Genomic DNA, 16,212 nt, shown 5'->3' on the forward strand with positions numbered 1-16,212 from the left:
TCTAACACAAGCTAAACGTCAGCCAAGTTGTATTCAGGTGCAGCCGCTTTGCTTTCTACGGCCGGAGTTGGTACTTTGAAAGACAACCAGGCAAAACTCTTGGCCGTCGTTTAGCCGCGGCCGTTAGGCACAAGCTAAAAAAATGAAATTTATAATCATTTCAATATTATCTCTGGTATTACTGTCTTGCAATAACTCAAGTCAGAGTAAAGACACCATTGCGTCTAATTCTGAGAAAATTCCGATAGACACAGTATTAGTTAAGATTGAAAATAAACTAAACAAGTCGTACGAAATTGGCTTCTACTCAAAGTCATTTACATATTTCTGGATAGCTGGTAAAGATACCCTCGACTATAAAATCGGGATGACAGAACATGTGAGAGACAGCTCAGTCCAGCTTAGGATATTTCACCGTAGCCCTATTTTATTTTCAAAGGCGTTGGACAAGATAAATGAAAGCTTACCACTGATTGAACAAGATTTTAATTTACATAAGCTCGGCTACCTTCATTTCGAGTCTCCGATTTTCTACAAGGACATGACAACAGAGCTTTCAAAGAGTTATGAAAATCAGTTCGGAAAGAAAAACATTAGTTATAAACAGCTGAATGAGTTCCTAATGGATTCATGGTTAGAGAAAAGAGTTGGTCCCTTCTTGAATCAATTTAACAAGAGCACAAGGGGATATGGGATTGAGAAATTCCATTTACTGGAAAAAGAGAATTACAAACAGTACATTCCTAATTCGGACTTGAGTGATTATCCTTCATTTTCTATTCACGGAATGGGGGTATCAGTAATTATAAATGAATAAAGAAAAAAGCCAGTGCCTAACATTGTGCATAAGCCATGCTTCGGCCGACGGCCTTGCACGCCTCATGCACTAGACGTTATAGGGCATTAAATAAAAATAATTGATGAAGCTACTCTTGGTTTTACTTCTTTCTTTCTGGTTCAACATCCTGCAATTTGAAACAGGAGAATATATCCACGAAAGGAATGGCCATAAATATTCCATTGTCTTGAATCAAGATTCCTCATTTACCTACTTGAGACCCGCTATAATCAATGGGACAATAAAAGAGGCGGGAAAATGGAGGATTAGTCAGAATAGCTTGATTTTATTTGATTCTGTTGGGTTTGTAAATTCTAAAAGTAAAGTAGAGGGACAAACAGTAGAAGGCCAAAAATTTGTTGTCATTAAATTCATTGATGAAAAAGGAAGCCCATTATCAGATTTAGAAGTCGGAATAAATGAAGATAACTTCTATAAAAGAACCGACACTCAGGGTATTGTTAAGTTTGAATTTACTGAGCTAAAGAAAAGGAGGAAGAATCAACCTAAGAATACTGTAGAAGTTATCGAGTTCAAGACAAAAAGGAGTGAAACAACAGTCGCTGTAGAGAATATATTTAATAATAAAATCACAGTAATTAAAGATTATAACCCAAAGAAGACTTACAAGCTAAGAGAAAGAAGAGTTGAAATAAGAAACGGCGACCTAGTGTTTAAGAATCCATCAGGAATGAATGAACAACAAGAATTTGTGTTTATAAAAAAGTAAAAATAACGCCCTATAACAAGGTATAAACATCAAGCCACGGCCGACGGCCTTGCTCGTTGTTTATACTAGACGTTAGCTGCAATTTAAAATTATGATAAATTGGGAATACTATAAAAAGCCAAATTCTATTGACAAGGACAAAGCTATAGAATTGATTACGTCGTCTATTCCCGATTTAAAGAAGCGCTGGGATATTTACAAGAGTAAGGAATACGCCGACTACTCAACAGAAAGAAATGATTATATAGATATTGGAGAAGTTGCTCGCTATATCGTTGAAAAAGCTAAAGCTAAAAAAACTAATGGGTTTACCTCCTTTTTCGATTCTGTCGAGACTGTTTTAGCAAACGGAGATGTTGACACAATAAATTTGTTAGTTGTTGGACTACTTGAAGATATACAGAATATTTCAAGTGGAGAAAAGGATATTGATTACCATAAAGATTTTGATATTTGGCTTCGACCTAAAACCAAAGAAGCTTGGGAACAAATAATTCAGTTCTGGGAAGGTGAACATTAAGCATAAAAAAAGAAAAACAGCAGCTAACAACGTGTAAACGCCAGCATCAGCCGACGGCCTCCGCCGCCGCTTACACAAGTACGTTAGCTCCAATTGTAAATCATAAAATGAATGGGCAGAAAGTGGGTACTTGTTTTTCTAGTTTCAGCTAGTCTCATATTTGCCTATGTGATAGCGGAACAATGGATAACACTAAAAGAATTTCCCGAAATCGTCTTAAATTATTCTAAGTACAAAAATAGTGTCACAGCGACATTCGAAAATTCACTGGATAAATTCATCGGACAATGTACCTTTTATCTTTTAGGCATTTCAATCTTAATCAGCGCGATTACCACTTATTTTAGAAGAAAAGAACTTAACAGAACAATGTTAAGATTTTACGTTCTATATTTCTTAGTTTTTGTTGCTCTTGAGTTGCCTCTGTACGGCTGGGATATTGGCTGGGAAACAGTTCAAGGACACTCTTTCTGGAAAGGCTTTCACTTTCATTAAGAACCTTCAAAATATATAAAAAAGGAAAAAACAACTGGAGCTAACACTGTATAAACGTCATCTCGGCCGACGGCCTTCGCCGTCGTTTATACTAGACGTTAGGTCTAATTTTAAACATGAAGAACCGTTCTTCTCGACTTACAGAAAAATTTATCAGCAGTATATATAATTTATGGCTCTCAAACTCCTAACAGCAATCAATTGGTTCTTGATACTTTTGATGTCAGGGACATTGGGCTTTTTGAGTTTTGCTTTATTCTTAGGAACTAAAGAGGGCAAGCAAAAATTGCTTCTAGAACCTATAACTTCATTTTTAGAAAGGTTCTTGGCTTTTGGACTATTAGGAATAATTGGAGCAGGAGTTCTAGTGCTTGTTAATTTATTAATAAATAGGGCCTTCCTAGATTCTGAGATAAGTTTAAAAGACCTAGCAATTAGAAGTACGACAATAGTTTTGGGAGCTTGTTTTATTGGCACATTAGCATTCTTAATTTTATAAAATAAAATTGATTAGCATTTAAAACGTATGACCCCGACTTGAATAATGTGTTTTCGACCTGTTTTTCAGAAATCAAGGCAAAAGCGGACGGACTGGAAAAGTAGAAAGAGGAATAGTTGATTGCGGACGGCAAGCCGTTTTCTTGTTCATTTTGAAAAAGCAGGCCAAAAACAGAAAAATGCCGTGCGGTATTTGCATAGAAAAAACTAGACCTAACGTCTAGTATAAACGTCATCTCGGCCGACGGCCTTCGCCGTTGTTTATACTAGACGTTAGGCGTAATTTTAAAAGGATTTGAAACGAGACAAAATATATGAGGACTTACATTTTCCTTCTGATTTTTCAGTAGAAGATTGGAATGCTTTAATAAAATTAAAACTACTAAAGTACTTTTCAGATGAATCTATCTTTGAAAAAAATAAAGAGATTTTAAGAACCGAAATTATTAATTATATAAGATTCTGTACTAAACCTGAGTACTTCGCACTTTTTGAGTGGACGTTTAATATTTATAAGGACTGTATAAATTCCGACAAACAACGAATCATTAAAGTACTAGCTGACTCTTTTGACGAAATTTCAAATACGGACATGAAATGGATGACAAATGTATTGACGCAACCAGAAGAAAAAGAATTTTCAGAAAGAGACAAAATAAGTTATTATTTCAAGGTTATAGACGAAACTTTGGAGGGCGTATTTAAACCCCGCTTGAAATTACTAGACAAACTTGTTAACTATAAATTGTTTAGTGTTATCCCTAACAATTCAGGTTCTGACTTCGGGAAAGTAATCAGAGATTTTCCTAATCAGGTAAAGAGCGACTCAATTCTTTTCCTCGAAGACCCTTTTTTTTCAATCTCAACAAATCAGTGGAGGAATATAGCAGCGCACAAATCCTTTACTATTAACAAGAATAACATAGTGGTTGAATACGGAAGAAACACTATTCAAACACTTACCTTATCCTTCAACGATTTTTATAAAGTCGTTCATTGGACTCAAGACATTTATAGAACAATCCGTTTCGGACAAGTATTAACTTACTTAAACTATATTGTTGAAATAGTTGCCGAAATGGGCGGCACTAAAGATACGAATGTTAGATTTGAATCTTCACTCCTGCACATCATACATAACATGCAAATTGTAGGGTTTGAGTTTGTATCAAACGAGGAACTAAGCGAGACTTTTTGTCTCAATGTCAAAGGGAAACCAAACCATGACGTGAAATCTTCTTTAATACATGCTTCTCAGTGTTTAGACCAACTCTCATGCGCTATTTACGACGATACATTTGTGAGGGACAACTTCCTAAAAACTAAAATAAGTATTGTAGACGACAACCGAAACATACTTGCATCTGCTACAATTTCTATCGAAGTAGCATTAAAGAAGGCTAAGGGAGAAATGAATCTTGATGAATATTTGAGTATGATGGAGTTCGATATAAAAAACTATGCCTAACAAGGTGTAAACGGCAGCGTCGGCCGACGGCCTCCACCGCCGCTTACACGAGTCCGTTAGCTACAATGAGAACAATGAAAAATAAAGTTTTGCTGGTAGTGCTTTTGGTGGTATGTGCTTGTTCAAGTGGACAGAAGCATAAGCAATATTTGTCCTTATTAAAAGAAGCAGATTCCATCAACCTTGTATACCCGACTATAAGTAATCCAATCTTACTCACGCAAGAAGAGACTCAATACCTAAAGGAGGTTCTTACACATGACCTCAATATTGAAAAAAAAAGGATATAAGGCCAACTGCATAATTGAGTTATTAAAACAAGAAAACAAGATTGGCACTTTCTCAATTCAACAGGACGAACAGGTTTCATTTGTAAATTTTGACTCAGACTCATTAGCATTTGGTTTTCGCCTTACTTATGGGATTGGAATGTTCATAAATGAGAAAAGATAAAAATCACAGTAGCTAACAAGGTATAAATGTCACCTCGGCCGACGGCCTTGCGCGTCGTTTATACTAGACGTTGGCAAACATTTAAATTATGAAAATCAATAAAAGGTATAGCGGAACAATCATAGGCGGGATATTTACTTTAGTAAGTCTGCTGTTGACTAAAACTTATATAGTTCCAGTTGTATCTGTTATTCCAGGGGTATTTATAAAGTCTCTGCTTAAATTGGTAATCGACAATGAACCTTATTCAAATGTAGGTATAGCTACAATCATTACATTAGCAATCTTAGTGTGCTTACCTTTGGCTATTTTTCTAAAAAAAGGACGGACTCAAGAAGCAACGAACGGATTGATAGCAGGAATATTAGTAATAGAGTATTTTCTAATCCATACATTAGGATTCTACATTTACTGGGCAAGCAGATTTAACTTTAGAAGTGACGGACAGTTGATTTTTGGAGCAGTTTCCAGTTTCCCCGCAAGTAGCTTTGGTCTATTAGCTGTTGGTTTGATTATAGACTCAATAAAAAATTCAAAAAATAACATCAGCATTGCCAGCTAATAAAAAAACGATTTGCCAACAAGGCATAAACGTCAGCCTTCGGCCGACGGCCTCGCCCGTCGTTTATACTAGACGTTGGTGGTTATAAAAGGGAAAATAATATTATTAGATACATGAAATATTTTATTCTATCTTTTATATTAAATGCTGCTTTTTCTCAGTGCTTTTCACAAAGTATGACCAGCGTTCAACTTTCTGTGAAGAACGGGTTTGGGCCATTCCATTCAGGTAGAAAAATGCTTTTCCCACTTGATGAGCAACCAATGGTATATAAGGTGCCTGTAACAGTAAAGCAATATAGGATACGGGAACTTGACCTCCAGCCGGAACAAACATTATATAAGAGTTACCTCATGAGGGAGCTGCCAAAAGAGAAGTTCCTGGAGTTAATTTTAAAGTATAGGATAGACACGCTCCTCCTGACAAAGGATAAAGCTGTTAAGCATCAGGTCCCAATTTTGCTTGGTTATGATTCACAGAGGCAATTCCTTGTAATAGTAGACGGTAACCAAAACAAAGACTTCACCGACGACAGGATTCACTCTTTCAAAGGCAACCTTTCCAACGAGGAGGAGAAAAAAGCCTTGGAGTCACTTCCTACTACTGAAATTGCATACGAGTACTACGATGGACAGAAGATCACCAGTAAGAATACCACTGTCAGCCTGAACCCATATAAAGGTTCTAAAACAGTTAAATTCTTCACCGAGGACACCCTGGAGCAAAGCCTCTATTTGGAAATTGGAATAATGGAGCACCGTGAAGGAACGGTTCGTCTGAGAGGCAAAGATTATAGAATAGCAGTTAGCAATGGGTTTACTACAGCCACTTTTAATGCAGGTAACAGCAGCTTTTTTTTCGCACCGGCACAACTAGCTTTCAAGGGCGCGAAGGAAGGGGAAATTGCTTATAAGTTAAGTGACACGGTAAACATTGACGGCTACCGGTACCGAGTTTCCTCTGTCTCTATGTCAGGAGAGGAAGTAAAGCTTGAGGAACTAGGGTATAGCAGCAGGGCTGAAGGAATCACAGAAGGCTTTTACTTCCCGAAGTACTCTGCGTCCACTACTGACGGCAAGGTGCTAGACATGGAGACACTCCGGGGAAAACATGTTCTACTTGATTTTTGGGGCACATGGTGCGGCCCCTGCATCGCGGCAATGCCGAAGCTAAGGGAGCTGAACAATACGTATAAGGACGGCGATTTTGTTCTGATAGGTATAGCCTATGAAAAAGAGGAGGAGAAAGTAAGGAAGTTTTTAGTGAAAAATAGAATTGACTGGGTCAATATATTTCAAGATGAAGGCGCAAGAGAAAACAACATAGTGGAACGGTTGAAGGTAACCACCTTCCCCACAACCATTTTGATAGGCCCAGACGGTAAAATACTTTCGCGTGGGCGGGATTTAGACCATGTCAAGGAAATACTCTCAGGAAAAGTGAAATCAGAAGTACAGCCACAAACAACACCTAAAAAACATTAAAACCCTTTTTAGCTTAATCGTAGCTATCATTTTTAAAAAATATATAGAGCATATTGAAAATTTAAATAAATGAACAATCATCAACTACCATTTTTTGAAAGTATAGATATCTCAACCTTAAAAGAGTACTATAAGGTCCACACGATTTTAGACAATAGTAAAATTAGTATTGACATAAATTTTGAGAAAAAGTTTATTGATGAGAATACCTTTCAGGTTTTAAAAAACTTTCTTGAGAGCATTCCTAAGTTCGACGAACAAAACAAATCACTTATCTCAAATGACTTTAAAGAAGAGGGAGAAGCTTTTGATTACATAAACTTTTACCTTGATGAGTTAGGCCAAGAAGAACTTTCCAGTATCATTAACATTGATAACGATAATTATCCTAAAGAAAAACAGCTTCTTGATAAGTTAAGGTTAATAAGAGTTGGCCTTTACCCTGATGGGAAATATGATGCGGATTATTTTGGCGTTTTTGATTACTCAATTGAAATTGACGGAGAACCTTGCAATCAGCTTCTAGTTGTAAAAACAGATGTAAAAGATGACCTTGATCATATAACCTGGGAAAGTTAAATAGTTAAATAAAGACTACTACTAACAAAACCTAAACGGCAGCTTCGGCCGACGGCTACTGGCGCCGTTCAACCAAGTACATGAATCAAAAGAATGGAAACAGAAAGACTAATTTTTAGGGAGCGAACAAAACAGGTCCAAAAGGAGCTACTGAATCTGCCTATAAAAGAACAGGTAAAATTTTTGGGGTTAGAATCTGTAGAACAACTTCATGCAGAATTGATAAGAAGCAATAAGCGATTGAACAATCTTGAAATGAAATGGCTTAAATGGGAGTTGATAGAGAAGGACTCTCAAAAAATTATTGGAAGTTGTGGCTTTCATAATTGGTACGAGGAACATGAAAGAGCAGAAGTAGGTTATTTTTTAAATGTTAATTTTCAAGGGAGGGGGTTTATGTCTGAAGCACTCAAATGTGTTATTAATTATGGGTTTAAGATTATGAAGTTGAACAGAATTGAAGCTTTTATCAGTCCGTCAAATTTACCCTCTATTAAAATTATTGAAAACCTGGGATTTACCCGAGAAGGTATATTAAAAGAACATTATAAAATGAAAAATGAAATCTTGGATTCTGTAGTTTACTCCTTATTAAAATCTAAATGGAAACCTTTGCCCAACGGCCTAGGCTAAACGTTAGCTATGCCACCGTTTAGGCTAGGTCGTTAGCCACATTTATAATTAATGAAATATCTTATAACCCTTTTACTGTCTCTCTTAACGGTTGCTTGCGAACAGAACAGTAGGGAACCCGTTACCTCACCTCAAGGTGCTCCAACAGAGGCAAAAACCGATAGCAATAATATCTTCTCCATCACAGAAGTAGATGAAAAGCATTTCAGACAAGCACAGAAAGAAAGCAACAATGGTTCTTTTGTAGATACTGCTTTAATTAAGAAGTCTAGCGGAAAGATTATTTTGCTAATCCAGGGATATACACGCAGAGACTCATTTTTGGTTTTCCTTGACAAGACTTTCCCCGACAATGAGGAAGCAGATATAACTTTCCAATATGGAGGCTATTACAAAAAAATAGATAGGCACCTTCTAGTGACCCAACATTATGAGCACAATGAATACAACCTGATTTCAAATAAAGGCACAAAAACCCCTGTTTGGAATGAACCACAATTTACAAAGGATGGTCAGTATTTTTTCTGTTTGAGACCATACGGCTTGGAAGGGGAGCCTGTAGGATTACAAATTTGGAGAATAAAGAAAGACCAAAGTGACTCCTTTGACCCAATTGAGCTAGTAAAAATCCTGGAACTAGACCAATTATTGTTTAATCCAAAAGAATGTTTGTGGAATAAGCAGGGTGATTTAGTAATCAAAGCAGGTAAATTGAAGGACAATTTTTACCCGAAAGAGCCTTCAGAAGAATATTACCTTAAACTGAAATATAAATAACAGTTGCTAATAAAGGGCATAAGCCATGCTACGGCCCAAGGCTTAGCACGCCTCGTGCACAAGGCCGTTGATACTTCAGACACTACTGCTGCGCACTTACCTGAATACCTAATTCATTTCAAGTTATGATCAAGAAGGTTAGGTCTAAATCATTTTCAGATAAGTGCTTGAATTTGAGATTATCTTTTGACATAAGACACAGAGGACTGTATTAAAATTGAAATCCTATCATACATCTTATCGTATTATCCTAAGTTGACCCTCCCAATCTAAAAGGCTTACTTACATAAGTAAGAAGGGACAAGCTAAGTATAAGTTTGATTGACAACGTGGTATTCCTCACTTACCTCTCCGCCACCTAACCTTTGATTCGTTTTTAGTTTAGTTTTTTCTCCATCCCTCCATAAAAATCAGAGAAGGTTTCCAGCTACAAAAATAAATTAGTTATGAACATCAAATATATTTTGGTGCTGCCATTACTAATGGTTTCTTCTATGTACACCTATGCCCAAACCAATGACGCAAAAATAGACAGTCTTTACATTCAAGAAGTGGAGGGCCGTAAAGAACCAGCCAAGGTATTGCATGCAGAACCCATATATATCGACTTGATCAGAGACTTGGGCGTAAGAAAGGGGGAGAAAGAATGGAACTTGGGATTTGGGTTAACAGATAGGTTAGATTATGATTCTTATGAAGCCTTGATTGAGTATGAATGGGCTCCTATTGATCGTTTGGGATTGGAAGTTGAACTGCCCTTCACATTTTATTCGCCTTTAAAAAGTATTCCAAGAGAATCTATTCCCTCTAATCAATTGAACAGCATAAAAGTAGCAGCCCAATGGTCCTTTCTGGTGAAGGAGCCAATAGCCACCTCCATGGCCCTTGGGTATATCAATGAATTTGAACTTTCAGACTTTGAAAGGCTCGGAGATTCTTTTTTTACAGGGAATATTTATAATCCGTTTTTGGTAGTTGCCAAGCGCTGGGGAAACAACTTTCATTGCCTGATTTATACCGGCCCCATGATAGAACAGAATTTTCGAACCAAGAGTATTCACACAACTTATGGCATCAACACCAATTTCCATTACATGATAACTGGTACGAGGAACTTCATAGGAGTTGAATTAAACAAAACCTTGGAGAACGGTGACTTTGATATGGTCCTAAGGCCCCAAATGCGACTTGGTATTGAAGATAATTTATTAATAGGAATAGTAGCAGGAATTCCAGTTAGCAGAGAAAATGAAAGACTGAGTTCTTTTGTCAGACTAATATGGGAGCCAGGCCACCATAAGTAATATAAATATAGACTTTTAACAGGGGTTGAAAACATTGAAGAGACAAGGTGATTCGTAACTTTTTTGTTCTTAACAAGCAATGTGCTAGTAAACGAGTATGCCCTTTTCAGCAAACCGCTTTTACACCAGAGAATCGTTGCACTCTCTTCAAAGGACAAATTTGGAAGAGTTCATAAATCATTTAAAAGGTAAAATAGATGGATACAGAACAGAAAAGAACTAGCTAAAACAACTTCAAGTAATATTGTTCTAATTTTTGACCTGGGTGATTAAGAAATGGGAAGTAAAGGTAGATTTGGTAAACTTCTAGCATGCGGGGAAGAAACCTATGCCCCAATTGGTATCAAAAAAAACATACCCCAACCAGTTGCATTAGCATTGCCTCGGGCAACAACCAGTGCTTCCGTTGAGCCGTCTGTGCCGTTGGTAACTCAAGTATTGGTAGTTCGCCGTTCTTTTTGTTAAAGCTGGTAAGGCCCTTTTTGTGGTAGAGGCACCAAGGTGATCCTTACTGATCTAGCTAATCTGAGAACCATTTTTTGGGGCTTCAGGACTGCTTTTGCAAAAACACCGGAAAAAGCCGTAGGGGAATTCTCCTTACCTTTGCTACGTTACCTTCAAGTGCACCAGAAACGTTACTCTGGTCTTATGAATTGCCTTAAACTTATACCATCATGGAAAACCAAGAAAAGAAATATAACGCGCTTACCCCCGAAGAAGAGTATGTGATCCTGCACAAAGGCACGGAACGGCCTTTCACCGGTAAGCTGTACACGGTCAAAGAACCCGGTACTTATATCTGTCGCCGCTGCAACGCACCTTTGTACCGGTCAGAAGACAAGTTTGAGTCACACTGCGGCTGGCCTTCCTTTGATGACGAGATTGCCGGTGCCGTTACCCGGGTGCCAGATGCAGACGGGAGCCGGACCGAGATTGTCTGCTCCAACTGCGGCGGCCACTTAGGGCACGTGTTCCTGGGTGAAAGGTTCACGGCTAAGAATACCCGCCATTGCGTGAATTCCATCTCCATGGAGTTTGTGCCTGCCCAGGAGAAGTAAGGTAGCGCCTACTGAGTGGAGGGCATCATGTTCATCGGCTTGCCAGCCTCAGGGAAGTCCACGTTTTACCAGCGGAACTTCTTCAACTCGCACGTTCGCCTCAGCCTGGATCTGCTCAGGACCAGAAACCGGGAGCGCCAATTTTTCAGCCTTTGCCTGCAAACCAATACCCGGGTGGTGGTAGATAACACCAACCCGCGGGTTGAGGACCGGGAGAAGTACCTGACCAGGTTCAAAGAGCACCGGTTCCAGGTCATCGGGTACTTCTTCCAGACCTCCTTGCAGGAGGCTTTGGAACGCAACCGTGCAAGGGAAGGGCGAGACAAGGTGAAGGACATAGCGCTGTATGACGTGCGTAAAAAGCTGGAACCGCCCTCTTTTGCGGAAGGGTTTGACCGTCTGTTCAGCGTACGCATTCAGGGGAATGGTTTTTGGGTGGAAGAATGGAAGAAGGAGGATAGCAATGTTTGAGAACCGCAAAATAGACTGGGAACAGAACGCAGGGCGCCAACCGAAAGGCTTTTATACCTGTAGCCGTTGCCGTCTTCCTTTGTTCTCCTCCAGTCAGAAGTTTGATTCCAAAACCGGCTTCCCCAGTTTTTGGGCGCATTTTAAAGAAAATGTGCGGAAAACCCGCTTGCTCACCTACGGGCGGGACCGCATCCAACTGCTTTGTCAGGGATGCGGCCTGCACCTGGGGCACCTTTTCCCAGACCCCAGAACCCCCAGCCAGGTCCGGTACTGCATCAACTCAGATTCCCTTGGCTACCCGGCACCTCCTTCCCCAGATTCATCAACCTGATTTCTTTACCTGGATTTGCCAGGAGATACAAACCTTTTTTATAGTCAGTTTTTGAAAAACGGGGCTTAAATAAGCATTGGGTTCTGAGCTAGGTAACCTACCTTAAAAGGGAATAACCAGCCCCTGAGCCTACTATTCCCTCCAGCTTGCTCAACAAAAATGCAGGGGGAGGAAAGCCCTTGAATGGGTTGATTCCCTTCCAAAGCGGAAGCGGGTTAGATTTTGTTCTATCACCTTAAGGGAAGAAGGTATTTTCTTACTTCCTTTAAACCCGCATCGTAACTCCTCCACTTGCCTAGCGCCTCAACCAAGAAGTTTGGGAAAAAAGCGTGTTTTTGGAAAAGGAGCACCAAATCAGGAGGCCACAAAAGCTATAGCTTGAACGAGAAGCCGCCCAGTTCCTGGGCTAAAAAATGGGCCAGTAACACTTGTTGAACCGGGTAGGAGAGACCCAGGCTGCCCATCTCCTCCATGAACCGTTCCTTCTCCCCGATACCCGCCACATAGCCATTCACCCGAGCCACAGCCGGGGAGTTGTTAAAGGCCTCCGGATCTGGGTATATTTTCTGCAATTCCTGCAGGACTTCGGGCACCCGCCGCAGCTTCCATTTCTGGTGCCGCTCCTCCGCCAGGTAAAATGCCTTGTAAGAATGCATCTCGGTTTTTAGTTTCTCCTGAAGCCGTCCTTCGGCCTCTTTTATCACCTGCCGCGCCACTTCCTCCTGCTCCGGGTTATGGAAGAAAATAGCCGATGTGTATTGTCGCTTGCGGGGTTCTTTGGTAGGCGTGTGCTGGTTGAAGAACCTTTCCAGTAGCTGACCATACGTCACCTCCTTCGGGTTAAATTCCAGCTGAACAACTTCTATATGATCAGCCAGGGTTCTATAGGTGGGGTTTTCTGTGGTTCCTCCGGCAAAGCCTACCCGGGTTCTCACCACGCCCCCCACAGCCCCAAAATAAGCTTCCGCGCCCCAGAAGCAACCCATGGCCAAGGTGGCGGTTTGCAGGTTAGGGTAGAGGACCTGATCCATGGCGGGTATCTTGGTTTCTGGTAAGGGTTTCATGGTCTCTTGTACGGAAACGGAAGAAACTCGTGGAAGCACAACCCCTTTTTGCCAAAGCGCCTGACAGACCCAAACCGGTGGGCTGCTTCCCGCGGCGCTTCCAGTGCCAGGTGCTCCTCTATCATCCCAATCATTAGGCTTACTACCCCACCTTTATAGTAGAAACAGAGCCAGATACCGAGGCGGTAAGGAATCCGTCCCAATTTGCCAGGGTTTCGTCACATTTTGTTTCAGGTAACCGGCAGGCTGGCTAACCTTGTCTCATCGCTAAGCTATTGCGGTCTGATTCTCTGAGTCATGGTCGCCCATTCCTGCACCGGGGCCCGGGAGAAAGCAGGTTTCTTATGATGAAAAGTGATTCATTAACTTCTAACCTCATAGATATGAAAAATTTGATACTCTTGGCGCTGGCCGGAATGTTAGCTGTGCCCTCTACTTTTGGACAGACCCCTCAGGACAGGCCTGTTCCTGCTGCCTCTCAAGCCATTCCTAAGGGAAATGGGAAAATAAGCGGGGTGGTATTAGAGGAGGGCGGTAAAAAGCCCATAGAATTCGCCACCATCTCTCTCGTAGACAAAGCCTCAGGCAAAACCGTGGATGGAACGGTGTCTGATGACAAAGGAAGATTCTCCTTGGGTAAAGTAGCCGCCGGCTCTTATCAGGTTTCGGTCAGTTTCCTGGGCTATGAAACCAAAGTGGTAGACCCTGTTACCCTGGGCCCTAAGGAAGAAGTCAATATTGGGGTAGTGGCGCTGAAAGGGGGAACCAAAGCTTTAGATGAAGTAGCGGTGGTGGGCGACAAGCTATTGGTAGAAGACAAAGTAGACCGCCTGGTCTACAATGCTGAGAAAGACCTCACCAATACCGGTGGCACCGCCACCGATGTCCTGAAAAAAGTACCGGGCTTAACGGTTGATTTAGAAGGGAACGTAGCCTTGCGGGGCAGTTCCAATTTACGGGTCCTGATCAACAACAAACCATCGGCCATCATGGCCACCAACGTTTCTGACGCGCTGCAGCAGATTCCGGCTGATTTGATCAAGAGCGTGGAAGTCATCACCAGCCCATCGGCTAAATATGATGCGGAGGGCACGGCGGGTATCATCAACATCATCACCAAGAAAAACAGTTTGCAGGGCCTTAACGGGAATGTGACGGGTTCTTATGGAAACCGCATCAGTGCCGTGAACGGGACCGTGAATTACCGGAAAGGGAAAGTGGGGGTGAATACGTCCTTCGGGCAAAGCTGGCGCAACAACCCTATGGAAAGCAACCGTGAAACTATCTACCAAGGCATTCCAGGGATTGACCGCTTACGGCAGGCCATGAAAGGGAAACGGGAAGGTGAGTTCCAACTGCTGCAGGTGGGGGTAGACTATGAACTGTCCAAGAAGAGCAGCCTGGCGGCCGGCATAAGAATGCAAAGCGGCGAATTCGCGTACAGCAACCTTCTGACGTCTACGCAGTACCTGGGCGAGGCGGTGACCGCCCGTAACACCAGACGGAACCGCAGCGAGTTTGACAACCTCAACTTTGACGTCAACCTGGACTTTACCAAGCAACTAGCTAAACCGGGCCAGGAAATCAGTGTTTTAGGCCTAGTTAGCCGTAGCAACCGGGAGAACTACCATTTCGCAGATATTCTCAATCAGGAACAACTGCTGGCAGGAAAAGAACAAAACCTGAATGATGCTTACAATGAGGAGAAAACCCTTCAGATTGACTACAGCCACCCTTTCAAGAACAAGCACCTGCTTGAAATGGGAGCCAAAGCCATTCTCCGGTCGGCAGAAAGCGACTTCCGGTTTTTAGTGGCCAATCCCGCAGCTTCTCCTTTTAAAGAGGTTCCCGGCAGGTCAGATGTTTTTGCGTATGATCAGAATGTAGGGGCGGCCTATGCCTCTTATGAATTCAGCCTGAATAAGAAATATAACCTGAAGCTGGGTTCCCGGTATGAACATACCCAGGTAGAGGGCGATTTCATTTCCTCCAAAAGTACGGTGCAGCAGAGCTATGGGAACTTTATCCCCAGCCTGGCTATCTCCAGGTCCCTGAAGGAGAACCAAACCCTGAAGTTCAACTACACCAAACGCATTCAGCGTCCGCAGCTGGGCTACCTGAATCCCTTTGAGAACCGCATTGATACCTTCAACATCCAGGTGGGGAACCCCAACCTGAGTGCCGAAATCACCCATGCCTATGAAGTGGGGTACAGCACCTTTTCCAAGAAGGGAACCTCTGTCAATGCCACCATTTTCTGGCGGCAAACCAATAACGCCATTGAAGCTTTTATCTTACCCACCAGTGAAGGCGTGAACTATACCCGGTTCGGGAACATTGGCAGGAACGCCAGTTATGGGGCCAGCCTTTTTGGAAACACTAAGTTCCTGGAGAAGGGGAACCTCAGCGGGAACGTGAATGTGTTTTATGTGGACCTGGAAAGCCAGACTTCCCTTTTGAACGCCTCCAACGCCAGTATGATGTACCAGGCCAACATGAATGCTTCCTATGGTTTCAACAAAGGAATCAGTGCCCAGGTGTTTGGGCAGTTCAATTCGCGGCGGGTCACGCTCCAGGGCAAGACATCTGCTTTGGCGCTCTATTCCCTGGCAGTGAAAAAAGATATTTTACAGAAAAACGGCAGCTTAACGGTAGGTGTGGAAAATTTCTTCTCTGGCACCCTGAAGCAGAAAAGCTCCTTTAAAACCCCTGTGGCAGAGCAGGTCAACACCATGTATTTGTATAACCGCCAGGTGAAAGTCAGCGCGAACTATAAGTTTGGGAAAATCACGGCCGTTAAAAGCCAGCCCCGCCGCAAAAAGAAGATCAACAATGATGACGCCAAGTCTGACGGGGATACCAACGGTTAAGTTGTGCACCATTCGTCAGATAAGCTTCAGTAATATTTGATTCATGTACAGGGTCACAGGAAGAAGCCTCCTTAGAT

The 16,212-nt window shown here is 41.7% G+C and carries 16 protein-coding genes; 15 read left to right on the plus strand and 1 reads right to left on the minus strand.

Annotation, left to right across the window (positions count from 1 at the left end; translation table 11 throughout):
• The first annotated feature begins 142 nt into the window (after positions 1 to 142).
• From FOE74_RS16020 to FOE74_RS16095, 14 genes are all read left to right on the plus strand, one after another.
• Entirely contained in the window at positions 143 to 817 is a 675-nt protein-coding gene (locus FOE74_RS16020; protein WP_149099651.1) for a hypothetical protein, read from the plus strand.
• Positions 818 to 920: 103 nt separating this feature from the next.
• Positions 921 to 1,568: a hypothetical protein gene (locus FOE74_RS16025; RefSeq protein WP_149099652.1), complete on the plus strand. Its 648-nt coding sequence runs from the start codon at positions 921 to 923 to the stop codon at positions 1,566 to 1,568.
• A gap of 91 nt (positions 1,569 to 1,659) precedes the next feature.
• Positions 1,660 to 2,088 (plus strand): DUF7674 family protein, encoded by a 429-nt coding sequence (locus tag FOE74_RS16030; protein WP_149099653.1) that lies wholly within the window; start codon positions 1,660 to 1,662, stop codon positions 2,086 to 2,088.
• Positions 2,089 to 2,755: 667 nt separating this feature from the next.
• Positions 2,756 to 3,082 (plus strand): hypothetical protein, encoded by a 327-nt coding sequence (locus FOE74_RS16040; RefSeq protein ID WP_149099655.1) that lies wholly within the window; start codon positions 2,756 to 2,758, stop codon positions 3,080 to 3,082.
• 294 nt (positions 3,083 to 3,376) lie between these two features.
• On the plus strand, positions 3,377 to 4,549 hold the full coding sequence (locus FOE74_RS16045; RefSeq protein WP_149099656.1) for a hypothetical protein: 1,173 nt from the start codon (positions 3,377 to 3,379) through the stop codon (positions 4,547 to 4,549).
• 541 nt (positions 4,550 to 5,090) lie between these two features.
• On the plus strand, positions 5,091 to 5,564 hold the full coding sequence (locus tag FOE74_RS16055; RefSeq protein ID WP_149099658.1) for a hypothetical protein: 474 nt from the start codon (positions 5,091 to 5,093) through the stop codon (positions 5,562 to 5,564).
• A gap of 176 nt (positions 5,565 to 5,740) precedes the next feature.
• Positions 5,741 to 7,048, plus strand: coding sequence for a TlpA family protein disulfide reductase (locus FOE74_RS16060; protein WP_192576626.1), 1,308 nt, complete (start codon positions 5,741 to 5,743; stop codon positions 7,046 to 7,048).
• A 69-nt stretch (positions 7,049 to 7,117) separates the two neighbouring features.
• Positions 7,118 to 7,627: a DUF2004 domain-containing protein gene (locus FOE74_RS16065; RefSeq protein WP_149099660.1), complete on the plus strand. Its 510-nt coding sequence runs from the start codon at positions 7,118 to 7,120 to the stop codon at positions 7,625 to 7,627.
• 93 nt (positions 7,628 to 7,720) lie between these two features.
• Complete coding sequence (locus FOE74_RS16070) at positions 7,721 to 8,260, plus strand: GNAT family N-acetyltransferase (RefSeq protein ID WP_149099661.1); 540 nt, start codon at positions 7,721 to 7,723, stop codon at positions 8,258 to 8,260.
• 51 nt (positions 8,261 to 8,311) lie between these two features.
• Positions 8,312 to 9,037: a hypothetical protein gene (locus tag FOE74_RS16075; protein ID WP_149099662.1), complete on the plus strand. Its 726-nt coding sequence runs from the start codon at positions 8,312 to 8,314 to the stop codon at positions 9,035 to 9,037.
• A 446-nt stretch (positions 9,038 to 9,483) separates the two neighbouring features.
• Positions 9,484 to 10,341 (plus strand): HAEPLYID family protein, encoded by an 858-nt coding sequence (locus FOE74_RS16080; RefSeq protein WP_149099663.1) that lies wholly within the window; start codon positions 9,484 to 9,486, stop codon positions 10,339 to 10,341.
• 674 nt (positions 10,342 to 11,015) lie between these two features.
• Complete coding sequence (locus tag FOE74_RS16085; RefSeq protein ID WP_149099664.1) at positions 11,016 to 11,399, plus strand: methionine-R-sulfoxide reductase; 384 nt, start codon at positions 11,016 to 11,018, stop codon at positions 11,397 to 11,399.
• Positions 11,400 to 11,426: 27 nt separating this feature from the next.
• Positions 11,427 to 11,870 carry an AAA family ATPase gene (locus FOE74_RS16090; RefSeq protein ID WP_149099665.1) on the plus strand — a complete coding sequence of 148 codons (444 nt, stop codon included), beginning with the start codon at positions 11,427 to 11,429 and terminating at the stop codon, positions 11,868 to 11,870.
• Complete coding sequence (locus FOE74_RS16095) at positions 11,863 to 12,201, plus strand: peptide-methionine (R)-S-oxide reductase (protein ID WP_149099666.1); 339 nt, start codon at positions 11,863 to 11,865, stop codon at positions 12,199 to 12,201. The genes FOE74_RS16090 and FOE74_RS16095 overlap by 8 nt, the downstream gene beginning before the upstream one ends.
• A gap of 371 nt (positions 12,202 to 12,572) precedes the next feature.
• Here the strand turns inward: FOE74_RS16095 and msrA are convergent, their stop codons facing one another.
• Positions 12,573 to 13,265: a peptide-methionine (S)-S-oxide reductase MsrA gene (gene msrA / locus FOE74_RS16100; RefSeq protein ID WP_149099667.1), complete on the minus strand. Its 693-nt coding sequence runs from the start codon at positions 13,263 to 13,265 to the stop codon at positions 12,573 to 12,575.
• A 383-nt stretch (positions 13,266 to 13,648) separates the two neighbouring features.
• On the opposite strand from msrA, the gene FOE74_RS16105 reads away from it, so the two are divergent.
• Entirely contained in the window at positions 13,649 to 16,135 is a 2,487-nt protein-coding gene (locus FOE74_RS16105) for a TonB-dependent receptor domain-containing protein (RefSeq protein ID WP_188686936.1), read from the plus strand.
• The last annotated feature ends 77 nt before the right edge of the window (positions 16,136 to 16,212 follow it).

It is taken from the genome of Rufibacter glacialis (assembly GCF_008271745.1).
Taxonomy (GTDB): Bacteria; Bacteroidota; Bacteroidia; order Cytophagales; family Hymenobacteraceae; genus Nibribacter; species Nibribacter glacialis.

Coding starts and splice junctions, on each gene's coding strand:
- FOE74_RS16020 (WP_149099651.1), top strand. CDS start 143: ATGAAATTTATAATCATTTCAATATTATCTCTGGTATTACTGTCTTGC.
- FOE74_RS16025 (WP_149099652.1), top strand. CDS start 921: ATGAAGCTACTCTTGGTTTTACTTCTTTCTTTCTGGTTCAACATCCTG.
- FOE74_RS16030 (WP_149099653.1), top strand. CDS start 1,660: ATGATAAATTGGGAATACTATAAAAAGCCAAATTCTATTGACAAGGAC.
- FOE74_RS16040 (WP_149099655.1), top strand. CDS start 2,756: ATGGCTCTCAAACTCCTAACAGCAATCAATTGGTTCTTGATACTTTTG.
- FOE74_RS16055 (WP_149099658.1), top strand. CDS start 5,091: ATGAAAATCAATAAAAGGTATAGCGGAACAATCATAGGCGGGATATTT.
- FOE74_RS16060 (WP_192576626.1), top strand. CDS start 5,741: ATGACCAGCGTTCAACTTTCTGTGAAGAACGGGTTTGGGCCATTCCAT.
- FOE74_RS16065 (WP_149099660.1), top strand. CDS start 7,118: ATGAACAATCATCAACTACCATTTTTTGAAAGTATAGATATCTCAACC.
- FOE74_RS16070 (WP_149099661.1), top strand. CDS start 7,721: ATGGAAACAGAAAGACTAATTTTTAGGGAGCGAACAAAACAGGTCCAA.
- FOE74_RS16075 (WP_149099662.1), top strand. CDS start 8,312: ATGAAATATCTTATAACCCTTTTACTGTCTCTCTTAACGGTTGCTTGC.
- FOE74_RS16080 (WP_149099663.1), top strand. CDS start 9,484: ATGAACATCAAATATATTTTGGTGCTGCCATTACTAATGGTTTCTTCT.
- FOE74_RS16085 (WP_149099664.1), top strand. CDS start 11,016: ATGGAAAACCAAGAAAAGAAATATAACGCGCTTACCCCCGAAGAAGAG.
- FOE74_RS16090 (WP_149099665.1), top strand. CDS start 11,427: ATGTTCATCGGCTTGCCAGCCTCAGGGAAGTCCACGTTTTACCAGCGG.
- FOE74_RS16095 (WP_149099666.1), top strand. CDS start 11,863: ATGTTTGAGAACCGCAAAATAGACTGGGAACAGAACGCAGGGCGCCAA.
- msrA (WP_149099667.1), bottom strand. CDS start 13,265: ATGAAACCCTTACCAGAAACCAAGATACCCGCCATGGATCAGGTCCTC.
- FOE74_RS16105 (WP_188686936.1), top strand. CDS start 13,649: ATGAAAAATTTGATACTCTTGGCGCTGGCCGGAATGTTAGCTGTGCCC.